This is a genomic window from Treponema bryantii (genome assembly GCF_900111035.1).
Taxonomy (GTDB): domain Bacteria; phylum Spirochaetota; class Spirochaetia; order Treponematales; family Treponemataceae; genus Treponema_D; species Treponema_D bryantii_C.
In genome coordinates, this window is sequence record NZ_FOFU01000001.1 from 587,716 (window position 1) to 606,809 (window position 19,094).

Genomic DNA, 19,094 nt, shown 5'->3' on the forward strand with positions numbered 1-19,094 from the left:
CTTGACCCGACAATCTTTTAGCCGATTTCACTATTTACTGCATTAACAGTCTTAATTTCTTTTCCATCAGCAAGCAGTTTCTTTCCGGCAATCTGAACTACGCCGTCTTTAGCTGCAATCTGAACTGCAAAGAACTCATCGCCTGTAATCTGCTCTTTCTTTGTAGCATTTACATCAGCGCCCTCAAGAACAACCTTAGTTCCAGGAGCTGCCCAGCTGGCATCAAGAACTTCTACGCAGTCCTTGCCATCAGCATCTTTATAGTCACCAGCCAGAAGCATACCGCGGCTTTCAACACCACGCATTGTACGAGGTGCAAGGTTAGCGGCAATAATTACATGCTTACCAAGAAGGTCGCTCTCTTTGAGGTACATGCGCAAGCCCGACTGAATAGTACGAGGAGTTCCGCTTCCATCATCAAGAGTTTCAATATAAAGCTTTTCTCCTTCCGGATTAGGCTTTACATCAACAATCTTTGCAACAGTCAATTCAATATTCTTGTTGAAGAAATCAGCCTGCTGGTCAACAGGAAGTACAACCGGCTCAGCCTTCTTCTTATCAGCTTTCTTTTCTTTTTTGCCCTCGCCCTTTGCGGCATCCTTATTCTGCTTACCGCCAAACTTCTCGCGGAATGCAAGCATAGTCTTCTGATCCATTGGCTTAAAGTAAACTTCAGTTGGACCAACGGTGCTCAAACCTTCAGTCACTCCCAAATCAGCCCATGTATAACCAGGCTTTGTTTCCATTCCAACCTTGCTTTCCTGAATAGACTTACCGAAGTAGCTCATAATCTTCTGAGTATACTGAGGCATATAAGGATTCATCATAATCATCAAATCCTTAATTACATAACAGAGGTTGTGGATAAGGCTTTCAGCCACAGCAGGGTTTTCTGTACGTGCCTTCCAAGGCTCAGTTGCCTGGAACTTCTTATTACAGATATCAGAAATCTCAAACATAGTATGGAAAGCATCCTTCAAATCAGCCCACTCAAGACTTTCAGTTGCCTTAGCTTCGAGTTCGCGAACCTGCTTCCAGAGCTCTTCATCAACAGGAGCGTCAGGAATCTTTCCATCATAATATTTTGTAACAAACAGCAGAGTGCGGTTTACAAGGTTACCAAGGTTACCAATCAACTCGCCGTTGAGTTTTTCCATAAAGTCTTTCCAGGTAAACTGGTAGTCCTGCTTTTCAGGGCGGTTATAGAAAATATAGAAACGCCATGCATCAGCAGGGATTCCGCTCTCAATAGCATCAGAACCAAATACACCAATTCCAAGACTCTTAGAGAACTTACCATCCTCATAATTAAGGAACTCTGTAGAAGACATGTGGTGAAGCTTAGTCCAGTCGTGAGGAGATCCGAGCATTGTACAAGGGAATACAACAGTGTGGAAAGGAATATTGTCCTTACCGATAAACTGGAACAAATCAACCTTTTCCTTGCCCTTAGCCTCTTCGCTCTCACTTGGCAGCCACCAGCTCTTCCAGTCAAAACTCTGTTTACCGGCCTTTACAAGCTCATCAGCCAGCTGCTTTGTGATAGAAAGATATCCGATTGGCGCATTGAACCAAACGTAGAATACTTTGTTTTCATAACCAGCCTTAGGAACTGGAATACCCCACTTAAGGTCGCGGGTAATAGCGCGTTCCTGAAGACCGTCGCGGATCCATGCCTTAGTCATATTGATAGCATTGTCAGACCAGCGTCCTTCTACACTAGCCTTGTCCATCCATGCGTTGAGCTTGTCACTCATAGCAGGAAGGTCAATGTAAAGATGCTTTGTTTCGCGAACCTCAGGAGTTGAACCACAGGTGTGGCAGCGAGGCTCTTTAAGTTCGATAGGATCAAGCAGCGAACCACATTTATCACACTGGTCACCGCGAGCCTTTTCATAACCGCACTTAGGACAAGTTCCGTCAACATAGCGGTCAGCAAGGAACATATTACAGTGAGGACAGAAAAGCTGCTTGTTTACATGCTCATGAATCAGGCCGGCCTTGTCCAGATCATTAAAAAGCGCCTGTGTAATTTCAGTACACTGCTCGTTCGAAGTGCGTCCGAATTTATCAAAATTGATGTGGAACCATTCATAGATTTTTGTGTGCTCGCCATAGTAGTGATCACACAGCGCGCGAGGTTCAGTCTTCTCCTCAAGCGCCTTAGTTTCAGTTGCAGTACCGTATTCATCAACACCGCAAATGTAAAGAGTATCATACCCGCGGTTACGGCAGAATCGTGCAAAAACATCTCCCGAAAGAGACTGAATGATATTTCCCAGATGTGGAATATTATTTACGTATGGTAAAGCTGCTGTGATAAGTCGTCTGTTCATTTTTTCCCCTGAATAAATCGAAAATAATTAAATCATTATATAGAAAAAATGAGTAAAATTCAATTATAAGAGGAAAGCCTTCCCCTCGCTCGCACTTCGTTGCTCGCTACCCCTTCTAACGGGGGACACCCCCGTAACGCCCCCAGATAGTTTGCTCACAGCGCATCACTATTCATCTTCTTTCATATCAGAAGGATAATTAAAAGCCCAGGCAGTCAGGCTGAAAGCATATAAAATACAGCCAACAATTAAGTTTCCAGTAAGAATATATTGAACAAAAGCAAATAAAGCTGCAGTTTCTGCAAGACCAATTAGCATAGTAAAAAGGACAAAAACAGAAGCTGAATCATCCGCATTCTTTGTGCTTCCAATGAAACTTTTTACAAGTTTGTTTTCATAAAAGTTTTTCTGATAGATTTTTCTGGATAAAAGAATACTCAAAGTACAGGTTATAAGTCCAATAATTAAAATCAAGAGACTGACCATCTGAAAAGAATTATCAATTTCTTTACGGTTAGAATACGCAAGAAATGCATACACCACTTTTGTAAGAGGCACACCAAACCAAAGTAATTTCCACAATTTTTTATTCATACTGAACTCCTTGAGAAAGATAAAAGATATTCATTTAAGACGTTTTTAAGTTCTGTCATTACTGGCAGTGGTTCGGAAATTCCGAATCACTGAACTTTCTTCTAACTCTGATTCTTCAAAAATGACTTCTACATTTATTTATTCCGTCTTTCACATTAAGACTCTAAAGTTCACTGATTTTCCAATAACCGTTTTTATCAGCACCTACCCTTTCAATAATATTCATACTTTGCAGTTTCTTCATGTTTTCATTTATACTTTTTCTTGTAATTCCAATAATCTCAGCAAGCTCCTCCTGCGTTACAAATTGATTCTTCTTTATTTCTTCAAGAATTTTTTTCTGATTTGCAGTGAATTTTACAGTAACGTTTACAGTAACCTTTTGAGTAACTTTCTTTTCAGCCTGTTTAGAATACTTTATATGACAGTATCTGTTCTTAAGCTCATTATGCTCTCCCATCAACAGATTTCGGAAGAATCGTTCAAGAAACTCTGGATTTTCCTGTATTCCCTTCTGCAGATTGTTGTAATTTGCACGTACCAAAGCATTTCTAAAATACCAGGAATTTTCAGCAAAGATATCATTATTTACATTAAATCCAAGCGAGCGAAGATATTTGATTGTAAATACAGCCGTTGTTCTTGTGTTTCCTTCTCCAAAAGCGTGAATCTGCCAGAGACGAGAAACAAAGAAGGTAATATGTTTTACAATTTCTTCTATACTCAAATTCTTGTAATTAAAGTTTCTTTCCTGCTCAAAGTCATAATCCAGTGCCATCTTTAATTCAAATGCTGCACCATACATAACAGTATCGCCATCTAAAACCCATTCACGCTTTGAAATATCGTAATCTCTGAGCTTTCCTGCAAACTTAAAGATTCCTTCAAACAATCTTCCATGTATTGCAATTAAATGAGAAGGAGAAAAATTGAATGATTTTTCACTTATTATTTGTGCAATTCGGGAAGCAACTTTATCAGCCTCTTCCGTCCGTTCTTCGGAAGTATCGAGCCGTTCTGTTTTAGATTCATAATAAGTATCTATAAGCGATTTTGCTTCATCAAAGGTGATTTCACCTTCAATATTTCGTTTTGCAGTATCAAAAAGATATTTTGATGGAGTAAGTCCATCCACCTGCTGTAAACCTATAGCCGTTGTCCATGCATAGGTTTTATCTTTCTTAGCAGGTTCTGTATTGCGAATATATTTTTCAAAATCTAATTCATATGGATTCTTCTCAGCCATCTATGTAATTATACTGTATTAAATATAAAAAATCATCAATGATATAGACTTTGAAACGTTTGAAGAAAAATTGGAATTACCGAGAACTTTCATAGTTCAAGCATAGCACTACCTGTAGTCAGCATTGTGTAGATATGGGTCTGCAAAATGATGATGTATGTCAGTGGTTTGCTGATGAGGTTTTGAAAATATGAAATATTTAAATAACGCTTTTGTCGTGTACTTCTATAATTCCATGCAATATAATCACAAGTATGGAAAAGATTGAAGAAATTAAGCAATTAACATTAGCTCTTATGGATATACTCGGTAAAGGTTTTTGTGATGTAGTAGAACTTAGCCCAGAAAATTATCGTCAGTATAGATTCAATATTTCAAATTCAAAAGATTTTGTTCCAATTAAAAAATTCTTAAGAATCGCAACTTCAGCAATACAGAAATTTGCTAAAACTCAAAATATTCCAGATGATGGTGAAATATATTGTCGTGATACAGGTTCAGATAAATTATTAGTTCCATTTTATTTTATCGATGAATATATTCATTTGTTGTTTCGTTTAATGTCTGGACTAGAACTATCAGGACTTAAAGATTTTATTAGTATGTGTATTGCTTTTTGTAATTCCCAGGATGATAGCGAATTACAAGCACCTGATGCAACTACAGAACGTTTATTCAAAGAAGGTCTATATCCAGAGGAAGATTATAAAGCTTTTTGTGAATTTAAAAGAAGAAGTTTTAGAAAAGAATATTACTCGGTTTGTAGAGATGTTATTAATAATCGTGATAAAGAAGCCTCTTTCTTTTATTGGCCATTATGTGAAATCTCTAAAACTGTTAATACCTTTGACTGGAATGATGAGAATGAATTAGTTAGTTCTCGTACAATCGAAAGAATGAAAGGCGAAAAAGGTCCCCGTCTCTGGTCCAGTATAAGTGACGTAATTTCAATTGCAGCTTGCGATAGGTACCATAAAGAAGAAAGCACATTGAAAGAGTTTGAGATTTTCCAGGCAAGAATTCTGATGGCCTATTTTTTAGAAAATTTTGTTTATTCCAAAACCTTGCTAAAAGAATACAATCAAGCTGATTTATATCAGCTTCTAAAAGATGGTTTGAAGTACAAACTATAATTATACACCTTGTCTAATTGTTTCTAGTACGACACCATCTCTGCGCCCCCCCCAACGCCCCAGGTGTGTTCACCTAATTTATCATTACTACCGAATTTTTATTTTAGATTCAGTAATTCTAACATCGATCAATTCATTACACTTCAAAAATAAATCCAAATCTTTTTTACTCTGTTCACATTTAGGACCTAACATAACTTCTGTAATAAGTCCTTTCTTCATGATTGAACTAATATCCAAAAATCTACATGGCCGGATTTTATTGTTTATTAATTCAAATCTTAAAACATCAAGTCCAGTTTGTTTAAAAGCTGTTTTTACATCTGGGAATTGGACATTTTTATACACATCCTGTAAATGTGGAATTTTAGAAAAAGTGTCCTTTGTTATAGTATCTTCATAGGCAAGTCTAATTTCTTTTTCATCTTCCCAAGCCGTATTCTTAACAAAGTATTTCATCTGTCTATAACAATCAGAAAGAAAAGTATATCCCATATCTTTGCAAAGAAGTTCAATAGGAATCTCTGGAACTATTCTAAAGGATTTATTCCCAAAGAATTTATCAGCTAATGATTTCCAAAAATATTCTAATCGTTTTTCTTCATTATAGATTATTGGACTAATTTGAACAAAACCAGAAGCTATAAAAGCAAGCTCTTGTAGTTTTGATATATCTATCCCAATGCAAACTCCCTTTCTGGAATCTGCATATCTATCCCAATGAGCAAGATTATCATATTTTTGAGATAACGAGAAAACAAAAGGAGCAATTTCAAGATTAGCGAGTTCTTCAAATTCTTTTTTTTTAGGAAGAAATCCATTTTCATAAAAGAATTTCAAAAAGTTGTCATCATTTTTTTCGTATAACGTTTTAAAATCGCTTTCAAAATCCATTATGCTATAGGAAGCTTCTTCCATATCATTAAGACTCTGAACCCCGCTAAGTAAAAGAGAGTTATTCGTAACAATTTTATATAAAGCGGAAACAGATGTATAATGATAAAAAATATTTTTCTCTTGCTTCAAAATTATTCTCCGTATGTGAAACAGAGCTGTACATTTTCTATAAAACTTCTACAATTATTCCCACTAAATCCATACTGTATTGAATATGAAGAATATTTGCTGTATCAACATTTGTTACAAATAAGTATTTATAATCAGCGTATACAGATTTTAGTTTATTCAAAACTTTTACAATTTCGTCTCTTTGCTTTGCTCCAAAATCACGCCCTGTAGGTGTAGTAGTTTTTGCTTCAGCAATGATTCTTTTTCCATTATCTAATCGATAATCAATCTTAAACCCCTGAGAAGTTACATTCTTTAACAAAACATCAGGTACAGGGTGTTTGAATTCTTTTTCCAAGAAAATCTTTGCTTTTTGAAGAATCAAAAAGTTTACCCCTGCATTAAGATTACCTAATAAATCTTTTATTGTTACGTAATCCTTCAACAAGTCTTCAATATCAGAAGATTGATAAGAAGTATTACACTCGTTTAGATATTGTTTAACATTGTTAATTCGAAGAGTAATTTGATTAAAGTCTTCAATTTCTCTCTGGTTCATACAGCACCTTCTACTTAGTCAAATTATTTTGCTTTAAGAATTCAATAAATGAATCGATAATTGTTTCTTGTCTTGAATCAATATCTGCTTCGGTATAATCAGATTTATTATTTGCAATACCTTGTAATTCAATGATTTTGGTTCCTTCTTTGTACTGACCTTTATCATTTGTAAAACCTTTATAGTATTTAATCTTGTCAGTAAATCGATAATCAGAAGCACGGATGTTTATTTTCTTTTCAAGAAGAACTTTATTTCCAAGAGATTCAAGTTTGCCGGAATTAGAAAGAGAGCTTTCATTTTCCTGTCTTTTTCTTGCAAAAATATGTTCAATCTCATATACAGATTCCAAAGAAAGTAATGGTTGATTTTCATCATGGAAAGCCCACCAGGTTAACATAGATTTTGTAATTGGTCGGCTATTACTAAAGTAGTAATTATTTAACATTGATTTTACTGTAGCTGGTTCAAACTTAAAGTCTGTAAACTCAACGCTCTTTCCTTCAATCAGATTAACCATTTCGGCATAAACTGGCGTACGCAGAGCATTTACACCAGGATTTACAATGGCGTAAGTCCAAATAAAAGCAGTAATCTTTGTTAAGAAAGCACAGAATTTTGCATCATCAAGTTTTCCATTAGCATCTTTGTTCTGCATAAAATAAACAGATGTAAAATAATTCCACATACCGTTTGGTGCGTAATTCAATACATAAAGTCTTCTAAGTACAGCTTCATTAAATCGTTCTTTATCCTGATTTGAAATGTCATTCCAGAAATCACAAAGAGATTCCAAGTCATCAAGCGTTTTATCTTTTTTAAGAAGTGCATAACTGTCTTTTTCATAGAACTTACGTAAAGCTTCTGTTGTAGAAGATTTTATTTTCTGACATGCACGTTCATAGTACATATAGCGAGTAAATAACTCATCCATAGGTGTACCAGTAATTGGATGGAAGATCTTTGAAGTCTGTTCTTCAAGAGCTTTCCAGCGTTTTATGAAATTATCTTTTCCACCTTTCTTTGTATAATACTTATAGAACTGAGCCTTAAAAATATCAGCATCAGAGAGTGGTAAACCACGGTCATTCAATGTAGAGAAGATTCTTAGAGCAGTATCCTGGCTTTCTGCTTCAATAGGAAGTAAAATACAATTGTTTAAGATACGTGTTGGTAAATAAGAAAAGTAACTTGGAAACTTCTGTAAGAAATCATTAATCTGTTTCTGGAAGAATCTATAGTTATTTGCATAATTGCTCTTCATATCATCAGATGCAATTCCAGATTTTAAAATATTTACGAATTGCTCTTTATCGTTATCTGTAGCAACTTCAGAATCAATCTTTAATCGTGTTTTATCAGGTGTACCAAACTCATCAGTTTTCCAAATACACTTTTCAAGATTTTCTCTGGTCTTCTTAGAATTATCATCCTGCATCATTCCAAATTTTTCATAGAATGCACGAAGTAAAAGCATAAGAGTTGTAAGACGCTGCTGACCGTCAATGACTTCCATTTTTTTATCATCGTTTACAAATGTAACGATTGGTCCAAGGAAGTATTCATCACTGTCACTATCAAAGCGAGAATAGTCATTATCAGGGAATGCAAAGTTAAAAATATCTTCCCATAATGTCTGACATTCTGCATATTCCCATGCATATGGTCGCTGATAGTCTGGAATAAGAAAATCTGCTTTTTTATCTGAACATCGATCAAAAATTGTTTTTTGATCGATGTTTAGTTTTGACATTATTAGTTATTCTCCTTTAATTTATTTTTGGTCCAGTAATTAACATAAAATATGAACATATAAGTAAAATTACAAAAATAAATCTCTCAATTATTTTTATTCCTTTACTATCCTTTGGTATGCCTAAATAAGAATATCCATACAAAATTGAATCAAATACCAAAATAATTATTTCAGTTATTATCATAATGATTTTTACAGTTGTATTCGGTAGATTTGTTGGTATATATGTTAATCCCCAAACAATATTACTAAAAAAAACTGCAGGTACAGAGTTCAAAAAAGAAAATTCTTCATATTCTCTAATTGTTTTTACAATTACCTCTTCTCCTGAAATAATTTTATCATCTACATAAAAATTTACATCATTTTTCTTATTTATTGAAAAAGCCATCGTTTTTCCTAAATATTCTATGACAAGAACAATTATAGGCAAAAATATAGCTGAAAAAACTTGAAGCCAAAATGAAAAATTCATAATCTGAGATGATTGAGGTAATAAAAGTTCTATAATTGTTTTCATTTATTTATCCCCTCATATTTTTCTTCTCTCTGTTTCATAATAAGCTTAATTGTATTGCCACAAATTAAAGATAACATTTTTGGTATATGTTTTGGCTTAAATGGAATAAAATAAAAAGTATCTGTTATTATATCTGATTCTATTTCTAGCTTTCCTAAAAATCCAACTGAATATAATTTACCAAGATCTTCGTTTTTATCTTTAATAATATTCCTTGAAATATAATATATCGAAGGTTGTGTACCAAGAAATCCAGTCCAATCAACATAAAAATGATTATCAAATACATGAAATTGTTCATCCTGTATTCTTTTACATATAGTGTTTTCAATATTTTCATATTCGTAAAAATGTAATAAAAAGAAACTACATGCAAATATTCTTACATATTCTATAAATATTGGATCTTTGATAGTTGTACAAATTTTTTTTAATAACTTTCTATCTTCATATTTTACATTCGATGCATAACTATTTTTCTTATAATCATTTAACAGTTCAAAAAAATCATTTGTATTAATCGTAGAAATTGTTTTTGAATCAAAGTTAAGTTTTGTTTCATTATTATTTAATTCAATACATAAAAAATGTTCTTTATCATCAAATTTTGAAAATTGAAATTTCATTTATGTCTTTACTCCTAAAATTCTATATCTTCTTCAGCTTTTACAAAAACTTTTTCATCATAATTAAATTCATCATATTGATCAAAATAATTCGAATCTAAAGAAAAACGTTCAAAAACGGCTCTAACAATTTTGGTATTGTCAGATTTACTTCTACCTCTTCTATAAATTTGATCATTTTCATTTATAGCATTCATTAATTTATCTAATTGGGGTTTTGTGATTTTATCTAATATAGGTTCTATATATTTCGAAAAACGAGAGTCTGCAGAATTAAAATCAAAACTTTTAGAAAAATGAAGTATAGAATAATCTTGCCATTCAATAACCATTCCATTGTCAGAAAAGAATTTTTTTAATGCTTCAAAAGTATTGTAATCAAATCCTTTATCTGCATTAACTTCTTCATCATTTATTAACCATGTATAATATTCATAACTATCATTATGGACAAACCAAGAAAGTATTCCTTTTCTATGAGGTAAATTAAATAAAGTCGTTTCAAAAGTTTGCTTCCAGAAAGGTTTTATAAATTTATATAAATCTTTTTCTTGTGAAAAAATATTGATTAATAATATACATTTTTCATTATCTAATGAAAAATCATAATAAGTTTCGTCTTGTGATAATTCTTTAATTACCAATTCCTTTTTTAGAGAAATTATTGCTGAAATACATTTTGCATTTATTTCTCTATTCTCAACACAGCGTTCATCATCATCTTTCATAAATACAAATTTCCAAAGTTTTTTGAAAATATTGATTATCATTTGAGATGGCATTCTTGCAAAATATCTTTTATCTAAATAATGCTCTAAAGCTGATTGATCGTTTGAGAGAATAGTTTTTTGATTTTCTAAGTCTTCTGTTAATCTATCAAAAACACTTGAAATATAATAAGGAGGTTTTATAAGAACTCCTTCAAAAATAGCTTTTATGTATGCTATTGTTGTTTCTTTTGATGGATAATATAATTCAAAATCTGAATTTAATGCAGGATGTGCGCAAAGATTTCTTACATCATGAAGATGATCAATTTCCATTTTTATATCAGTATCAAGTAAGTTCGTTTCTTTTGCAATTTTATTAACAATATCTCTTTCCCAACTTGGATCAAATTGTGTTCCATTTTCTGATTTAGCAATCCTTTTGCTTTCAATTTGTGACAGTATCGTTGTAGCTTTTTTATCTTCACTTGTATCTCTTAAATCTTGTAATTTTAAAAATAAGTCTGAAACGACAGTAGAGTACAACATTACTATTGCTGAACGGTAGTTTCCATTATGATATGAACTCAATACTTCATTGAAGTATTGTTTTGTTTTAGGGGAATAAATATCATTTTCATTTATTAAAAAATCATTCATTTTTTTTACTTCCTATTTTCCACTCGTCAATCTAGATAAAATAAAAATCTTATTTCTTAGTAAGATTAAAATTTGCCTCATTCAATATCTTTTATAAATTCATCTAATAAGACCATAAAATGTTTCTCATCAATTTTAAGATTAAACAATTTTGAGATTTTATTTTTTAGTTCAATCATATTTGCTTTACAATGTTCATCGTTTCTTAAAACGGCTCCCATTTTACGTGTATCAACAGCACACTGGTGATACTTTGGATTTCCAAACGTAAAATTCGGATTATAAATATTTGTATAGTCTGATTGAGTAACCCAAGCAGCTCCCATCTCATTTAAGCAAGCAGGGCTTTCGAGATATGTATCTGACCAAAGAATTATCATGAAAACTTTATTATTAAAGTTTTCTCGTAAATATTCGTAAATATTTTTATCTAAAGGTATTTTATTAAGTGGATGTGAAGTATAAATTAATTGTTCGTCTTTTACTCCCAAACCAATTATAAATTTTCGAAGAGCATCTCCATATTTTTTATCAGCTGAACTATGACTTATGAAAATTATTGATTTGTTAGATGTTTTAGCTTTTAGGGTATCTTCATTTTGTATAATACAATTATCAGGAATTAATGAGACTTTATCTAAAAACTGTTTTATTTTAGCAGCATTATTTTTGTGTTCATTTTTGTGTGAACAATATCTTGCATTAATTATTCTTTCCAATGTTTGGTTATACCAGTCATCAATAAGTTGTAAGCAAACTTTGATTGCTTTTATATTGTTATCATTTAAAGATTGTTCCAGTTGTTCAAAATAATTACAAATATTTCCATGTTTTTCCCATGTTAAAGCAGTATCTTTAAAACTAGCAGTTTCTATCCTTAATTGATTTAAAATATCTATGTTTTCTGAATAATCAGTATTTGTTTGTTCTGGTATAGAATTTTCTATTAGTTCTTTGTTTAATAAACCAAGAACAATTCTAGCATCACGCATAGCAGTTCCATTATTAAATGATAAATCCTTTTGTAAATCAGGAAAATCTTTAGAAAATACACCGACTATTTCAGTAATAAGATCAAACAAAGTTGCTTCATCCGAAGAACCTTTGTTAAATAAATATATTTCTCGTTTTAATTGCTTTATGTATTCTTGTATAAAATTCTTTTTTTCTATATTCATTCTTATTTTACTTCCAGTTTTCCACTCATCAATCTAGGCAAAAGTAAATCTCGCTGCTTAGCAAGATTTTCATTTGCTTTTGCAAGATTTTCTATTTGTTTATGAATTGTTCTGACTTTTGAATCAAACTCCCACATCAGTTCTGACGGAGGTAATAATACATCACCTTTACGTAAGAAATATTCAAATTTAAAGTTAATTATTCCTGTAGACTGTAATTGATAGCGATCAATAATCCTTGTGTCATATACAAACTGCATCCAATAATAATAGAAGAATGGGGCTATAATTTGCTTGTTTAATCTAATTAGCTTACAGAAACTTGCACAAATAAGCTTGTTATCAAAGCGTTCTAGTCTTTCTTTTGTAACAATTACTGTGCGACCTACAGGTTGCTCTTGAGTTCCACCAGAAACTTCCAAAACAATATCGTCTTCTGAAATAATTCTAGATTCATAATTTGATTTTTTGTGAAATCTAACAGGGCAAGTAGAAACATTACCTTTTGTAAACTCTGGAAAATCTGCACCTCTTACAACAGCAGCTTGAATTGGATAATTAGCCGATTCATCGTCGTTTCCCCAGCCACCACCAATATAATCAGAAATGACCTCACTCTGTTTTAAAACACTAAATGTCTTTGGGATTTTTCCAATGCAAGAATCTTTATATTGTTCATTTTTCCAACCAGGAAAACGGAAACGCACAAACCATTCTTTATAAAGATTTTGTGCCATCTCTTCCAAAAGCTTTATGCGTTTATTATTATTTTCTATTGCTTCATCGTAACGTGAAAGAATAGTTGAAACTTTATCCTGAAAATCTTTTTCGGGCATTTCCATTAATAATCTTGAAAGACGCTGTACAGATAAACCTGGTTGAGCAGCTTGCCCAGAAAATCTTCCAAGCTGTAATATTCCGAGTTTATAAGCCAAATATTTTGAATTATTATATTTGTTTGCTTGCGCAACAACAGCATGCTCACTCATGTATACTTGACCTGAAACATATTTTACATTTCCACAATATGCACCTTGACGACCAATTACGGCACATGAACCATCAAAGTTATATGAATCAGTATAACCTCTAAGACCATTTGCACCGTAAACAGGATATTTGCCTTCTTCTTTAATGTTTTCTGCAGTAATCGATTTGCCACTACTTAGTCGTTGGCAAAGCTCACCTAATCTATAAGATTTAAATTCCATTCTTAAAACAATCCCTTCAAATTACTTTCAATCTCACTTTCCAACTTCTTGGCTTCTTCATTCAATTTAGAAAGTTCATCATTCATTCCAAGCATTGTTTCTTTGAACTCAGATTCTGTCATTCCATCATCTTCAATTACAACACCAACATAGCGTCCAGGGTTTAGAGAATAATCCTGATCTATAATTCCGTCTTCGCCTTCAAGCTTTGTAACTTTACAAAGTCCAATTACATCTTGGTATTTACCTTCTGGGAATCTTTCTTTAAGCCAGTTAATTTGAGCTGTAAAATATTCCGTAGTGTCTTTATATTCTGCTTCAATTAAATCTAAAATTTGCTTATGCTGTTCTTTACTTGCTGCTAAATCTTTTTCAGCATTCTTCTTATTCTTTAACTGTTTTTCATAATCAGGATAGAATGCATTAAAACTCTTGTTTTCATCTTCAACAGCTGCATCATGTTTTACTTTAGCATTATCAATATTTTTTTGATACTCTGCTAATAAGTCATTAAATGCTTGTGTGTCCCCTTCATAAAGTCTTGTAATTATTCCAAGGTTTTTAATCTGCTCATCACTAAACTTTCGGTGTGCGCGGTCTACTTGAGTAAACACATTGCGGGCATCAATAAATAAGATTTCATCTTTTTTAGGGCTATTGCATTTTGGCTTATCAAAGAACCAAAGCGTTGCAGGCAAGGTAACTGTACTGAACATATTACTTGGCAGCGTTACCATCTGCTTTATTATTCCTTTTTCAATCATTGCTTTTCGAATTTCATATTCGCTGTTTCCGGCATCGCTGGCAGAGTTTGCCATAACTAAAGCTGCACGTCCTTTTTCATTTAAGGCTGTTGCAAAATAACTAATCCAGAGATAGTTTGCATTTGGAACAGTTTCTTTTTTATCATCTTTCTTTCCAGCTTTAGATTTATTCTTTGGAAGTCCGTATTCATTAAAACGTTTGTCATCCTTAATTCTTTCATAAACTACTTCATTAACATTGAACGGCGGATTAGCCATTACATAATCATAATTACCATAGGCGTTGTATGGGTCAGAATAGAAAGAGTTTGCTTCTTTTATTTCTCCACGAACATTGTTCAAAAGAAGATTCATTTTAGCAAGCTTTACAGTATCAGGTTCTTTTTCTACACCGTTGCAGACAAACTGCATAATGTCATCGGTTGCAGCATTCTGATTATGGTTATGCATGTAGCGGGCTGCCTGAACAAACATACCACCAGAACCACAGGCCGGGTCTAAGAATTTTTTATTTCCATATTCAGGTTTTAATACTTCAACCATATAACGAACTACAGTTGCAGGCGTATAGAATGCACCTCCACCTTTTCCTTCTTCAAGAGCAAAGTTTCCAAGGAAGTATTCGTAAATCTGTCCAAACAAATCAATGCTTATGTCTTCCGGAATATCCATAAAAATACGCATAATTCGGCTTAATAAATCTGGCTCTTCTTCCGGAACAAGCTGTCCAAATACTTCTTTCGGCAAAACGCCATTCATCTGCTTATTGTATTTTTCAATGGCTTCCATTGCTTTTTTTACAAGCGTTGCTTTTTCAGCAGTATCAGGAGCATCATTAATTATTGTATAACTTGCTTCTTCAGGAAGATAAAAACCACATTTTTCTATAGCAATATCCTGGAAATTCTTTTCTCGTCGAGTTCCTTTTAATGAATTAAATTCATTTTCAATTTCTTCTTTATGCTGTTTATAACGAATGTCTGCGTATCGTAAAAAGATTAAACCTAAAATTGGTTGTCCAAATTTATTTGCTGCAAGATGAGCTCCGCTGCGTAAAATATCAGCTGCTCCCCAAAGTTTGTCCTGTAATTCTTTTAATTCTTTGTCTGTCATTTGTAATTCCTATGCTGCAATCCAGCCGTAACCTTGTACGGCCATATCTACAAAGTGGTTTAATATTAATTGTGTTTTTGCTTCAAAAGAAGGTTTGTCATAAGATTCTGGTAAATCTTTATCCAGAGATTCTTCTATAACATCCTGTACCTTCTTAATAGGCTGTTCGTTTTTATACCAGTCTACAATCAAAAGTTTTTCTTTGTTTTCTTTTAATGTAGTAAATAGATGTTTTGCAGCAAGCTTAACTTTCTGCTCTTCATCTTTTGTGAGCTTTTTACCTTTGTCTAATAAATCATAAAGTTCAAGCTCTTCTTCTGTAAGTCCTTCTGTTTCAGCTCGTGTAGATTCTTTTTTAAGCTGCTCCATAAGTTCCAGAAGCTGTTCATAGTAATCTTCGTTTTCACTTCCACCAGCATTGTAACGATCGATTATTGCCTTAAATCTCTCGCTGAACTTAATGCGTTCCTTGTTCTGGTCAAGAAGCTTTTTAAGAGCCATTTCTATAAACATTTTAATGTCGTCAATTTCAATTGCTTTATACTGGGCTGTCTGTAATTCTTTTCTAAGTTCTTCTACGTCAATTTTAGAAAGATCAATTACCTTATATTCATGAATTAAATACTCAGCTTTATTCTTTGAATTAGGATCATTTGGATTCTGACTTGAAATACTCTTATCAAGAATACTGCTTAATCTTTCTTTTGCTTTATCAAGCTTTTCCTGGTCTATATCATTTGTATATAAATCATGCAGATATTTTAATGGAGCAAATTTTTTGTTTCCCCATTTTGGAGTTCGTTCAAAGATTTCTGGTTTACTTGCTTCATAAATATTAAGCATTGTATTAGTAAGAACTCTAAACTTATTCTTTTTGTCATCTGTATCTACAATCTTGTCATAGGCATCAAGTATCAGCTGAGATTTTGAGAAAGTTTCTTTCTCTGCAATAATCTGCTCTAGGTCAACATTTATAGAAGACATGAATTTATCAGCTTCGTTTATACAAGCATCAAGAGTAATAATGAGAGCTTCTATATCTTTTGCTGGGAAGTCTTCTCCGTCATCACCTGTTGCATATTCAGCTAAGGCATCATTCATGTATTTAAATACATTTACATAATCAACAATAATTCCGGCAGTCTTGTCTGGATAAACTCTGTTTGCTCTGGCAATAGCCTGCATAAGAGTATGACTCTTCATTGGTTTATCAAGATACAATGTAGAAAGACTTGGAACATCAAAACCTGTGAGCCACATTGCGCAAACAAAAACTAAACGAAGAGGATCATGTGCATTCTTAAATCTGTCTTCAATATCATTTCCATCTTTGTCGATAGCGTTCATTAAGTCACGATGTGGTTTTATATTTAGTCCTTTCTTTTTGAACTTTTCTTCTTCATCAGCTTCTTCTGAAATGATGACTACCATTTCAGTTTTTTCCATGTAGTCAATCATTGCATTAATCTGATTCAGTTTTTCTTTATCATTTGGATCAATTGAGTTTCGTTCGTTATAAAGATTCTGTATTTCATTTTTCCAGTATTTCTGAACTTTGTCATACATTTTTACAGCAGTGTATTTTGTTACAGAAACAACCATTGCTTTACCAAGAAAACCTCGGCGAGGAAAATGATGAGCAATATCTTGAGCAACTTTTTCCAGTCGTTCATCACGGTCAAGTACTTCAATAATCTTTGATTTAGAATTTTCAAGTGCTTCTTCTTCTCTGTCATTAAGCTTTTCTTCTTCGACAATTTTTACAACATCATCGTCAAGGAAGTTATTCTGTAATCCAACTTCAGGAACACGTCTGCTATAAAAAAGAGGAACAGTAGAGCCATCTTCAATAGCTTGTGCAAAGTTATATTCAGAAACATAATCACCAAACCACTGATTTGTAAGTTTCTGACTTCCAAGTAATGGGGTTCCTGTAAATGCAACAAAGTTAGCATTTGGTAAACCTCGTCTCATATTTTCTGCTAAGTCTGCATACTGAGTTCTATGAGCTTCATCTACCATTACAATAATGTCATTGCGAGTTGAAAGAAGAGGATATTCTTTCTTTTTGTCATAACGGAATTTATGAATAAGAGTAAATACAAATTGCTGGTTAGTACCCAGGTAATCACGAAGCTTTTCGCTGTTTGCTGGCTGCACAACTTCGCTTGCCTTTATAACTTCTGTTCTTACAAATGTCTTATGAATCTGTGTATCCAAATCATCTCGGTCAGTAACTACCAGGAAAGAAAAATTACCAGGAATCTTTCGCATAACTTTACGAGCAAACATGACCATTGAATATGATTTTCCAGAACCTTGAGTATGCCAGAAAACACCAAGTTTTCCTTTTAATACTTCTCGCTTGTACATCTGGCGGAAAAGATTATTTACACCAAGGAACTGATGGTTTTTAGCAATAATCTTTGTTTTTTGATTATCGAAGAGAATAAAGTTTTCTACGTAATCAAGCAGAGTTTCTTTCTTTAATAAACCGTCAGCAAAGATTTCAATAGAAATACCGTCTTCAAAAATCTGCTTTCGGTTAATCTTTTCTTTCTCGTCTGTAGCTTTAAGCCACTGGAAAAAGAATTCATAATCAGCATTAAATGCACCAATTCGAGTTTCACGTCCATTCGAAAGAACACAAATCTGGTTAAATGCAAAGATATTCGGTATTTTATCTTTATAGTCTGTAAGATTCTTATTATATGCTTCCTGAACTTTTACAGTTTCATTTTTCAGTTCTATAAAAACAAGAGGAAGTCCATTCACAAAAATAAGAACATCAGGTCTACGATAACCAAAAGTTCCTTTTATCCAGAGTTGAGAAACAGCAGTAAAAGTATTGTTTTCAGGATTTTCAAAATCAATAAGCTTTATAAAATCAAACTCATCTATACCGTTTCGTTTTTCTGTAACTTGAATGCTCTCTCTAATTTTCTGATAAAGCTTATAGTTAGTTTCAATTATATCTTTATCTGCAAAATTCTTAGAAAGAGCTTTTACAGTTTCATTTATATTAGTTTCACTGATATGAGGATTAATTCTAGTTAGAGATTCTTTAAGAATAACAGGAAGAATACATTGTTCAACCGAATCACGATGAGGGCCATTATCCGGATTATCTTTAGCATCTAAGCTTGAATCACAGATAATAAGATCATAATTAAATGGAGCTGCACTAAGTTTTTTTAATAAAGCCTGTTCAATGTCATCTTCGGAAATAAAACTCTTCATATCCAATTACTCTTCAATTATTTATTACTGGCTGTAGCATTTTCTACACAAACATCACCAATATCACAATCTAAAGCCATACAAATCTTTGAAAGACTTTCCATAGAGACATATTCACCTTTATTCAGTTTTGCCACTATATTAGTTGAGATACCTGCGAGTTCTATGAGATCCGTTTTATTTTTATATCCTTTTTCTTTATAACGTTCCCAAAGTTTTGTGTAATCAACTTGCATAGTTTAATATTATAACACAGTATATAGAAAAGAGGTTATAAAAATCACGTTTTCTCAAGAAAAGTTAGTTTATCAAAAATATAAATATATAAATTATAAAACATACCATGTAGCAAGAAAGGCTTAATAATTTGTAAAAATTATAATGCATCATGAGTTTAATAAAAATCATTGACATTTCCGATGTTATAATTATAATTATTATTG

15 protein-coding genes are annotated in these 19,094 nt (G+C 32.7%); 1 reads left to right on the forward strand and 14 read right to left on the reverse strand.

Features of this window, described 5'->3' with window-relative positions; genetic code table 11:
* Nucleotides 1-17: 17 nt before the first annotated feature.
* The 3 genes from metG to BMY21_RS02945 form a co-directional block, all read right to left on the reverse strand.
* On the reverse strand, nt 18-2,336 hold the full coding sequence (metG, locus tag BMY21_RS02935) for a methionine--tRNA ligase (protein WP_074640729.1): 2,319 nt from the start codon (nt 2,334-2,336) through the stop codon (nt 18-20).
* 168 nt (nt 2,337-2,504) lie between these two features.
* On the reverse strand, nt 2,505-2,930 hold the full coding sequence (locus BMY21_RS02940) for a hypothetical protein (RefSeq protein WP_074640731.1): 426 nt from the start codon (nt 2,928-2,930) through the stop codon (nt 2,505-2,507).
* Between the two features lie 163 nt (nt 2,931-3,093).
* Nucleotides 3,094-4,176, reverse strand: coding sequence for a Fic family protein (locus tag BMY21_RS02945; protein ID WP_074640732.1), 1,083 nt, complete (start codon nt 4,174-4,176; stop codon nt 3,094-3,096).
* Between the two features lie 254 nt (nt 4,177-4,430).
* On the opposite strand from BMY21_RS02945, the gene BMY21_RS02950 reads away from it, so the two are divergent.
* The gene (locus BMY21_RS02950) at nt 4,431-5,309 is read left to right on the forward strand and encodes a hypothetical protein (RefSeq protein ID WP_074640734.1); all 879 of its coding nucleotides are present in this window, start codon (nt 4,431-4,433) and stop codon (nt 5,307-5,309) included.
* A gap of 87 nt (nt 5,310-5,396) precedes the next feature.
* Here BMY21_RS02950 and BMY21_RS02955 read toward each other — a convergent pair whose 3' ends face one another.
* From BMY21_RS02955 to BMY21_RS03005, 11 genes are all read right to left on the reverse strand, one after another.
* A complete protein-coding gene (locus BMY21_RS02955; protein ID WP_074640736.1) occupies nt 5,397-6,335 on the reverse strand; it encodes a DUF2971 domain-containing protein in 939 nt (312 codons plus the stop codon).
* Between the two features lie 37 nt (nt 6,336-6,372).
* Nucleotides 6,373-6,876, reverse strand: a complete 504-nt coding sequence (locus BMY21_RS02960) for a hypothetical protein (protein WP_074640737.1) — start codon at nt 6,874-6,876, stop codon at nt 6,373-6,375.
* Between the two features lie 10 nt (nt 6,877-6,886).
* Nucleotides 6,887-8,629, reverse strand: a complete 1,743-nt coding sequence (locus BMY21_RS02965; RefSeq protein ID WP_074640739.1) for a DUF262 domain-containing protein — start codon at nt 8,627-8,629, stop codon at nt 6,887-6,889.
* A 16-nt stretch (nt 8,630-8,645) separates the two neighbouring features.
* Entirely contained in the window at nt 8,646-9,152 is a 507-nt protein-coding gene (locus BMY21_RS02970) for a hypothetical protein (RefSeq protein WP_074640741.1), read from the reverse strand.
* Nucleotides 9,149-9,778, reverse strand: coding sequence for a hypothetical protein (locus BMY21_RS02975; protein WP_074640742.1), 630 nt, complete (start codon nt 9,776-9,778; stop codon nt 9,149-9,151). Before BMY21_RS02975 ends, BMY21_RS02970 begins: the two co-directional genes overlap by 4 nt.
* A gap of 14 nt (nt 9,779-9,792) precedes the next feature.
* Nucleotides 9,793-11,145, reverse strand: a complete 1,353-nt coding sequence (locus BMY21_RS02980; protein WP_074640744.1) for a hypothetical protein — start codon at nt 11,143-11,145, stop codon at nt 9,793-9,795.
* Nucleotides 11,146-11,222: 77 nt separating this feature from the next.
* Nucleotides 11,223-12,323, reverse strand: a complete 1,101-nt coding sequence (locus BMY21_RS02985) for a toll/interleukin-1 receptor domain-containing protein (RefSeq protein ID WP_074640746.1) — start codon at nt 12,321-12,323, stop codon at nt 11,223-11,225.
* Between the two features lie 2 nt (nt 12,324-12,325).
* Nucleotides 12,326-13,534 carry a restriction endonuclease subunit S gene (locus tag BMY21_RS02990; protein WP_074640748.1) on the reverse strand — a complete coding sequence of 403 codons (1,209 nt, stop codon included), beginning with the start codon at nt 13,532-13,534 and terminating at the stop codon, nt 12,326-12,328.
* 2 nt (nt 13,535-13,536) lie between these two features.
* A complete protein-coding gene (locus tag BMY21_RS02995; protein ID WP_074640749.1) occupies nt 13,537-15,411 on the reverse strand; it encodes a type I restriction-modification system subunit M in 1,875 nt (624 codons plus the stop codon).
* A gap of 9 nt (nt 15,412-15,420) precedes the next feature.
* Entirely contained in the window at nt 15,421-18,651 is a 3,231-nt protein-coding gene (locus tag BMY21_RS03000; protein WP_074640751.1) for a type I restriction endonuclease subunit R, read from the reverse strand.
* A gap of 17 nt (nt 18,652-18,668) precedes the next feature.
* Nucleotides 18,669-18,887, reverse strand: coding sequence for a helix-turn-helix domain-containing protein (locus BMY21_RS03005; protein ID WP_074640753.1), 219 nt, complete (start codon nt 18,885-18,887; stop codon nt 18,669-18,671).
* Between the last annotated feature and the right edge of the window lie 207 nt (nt 18,888-19,094).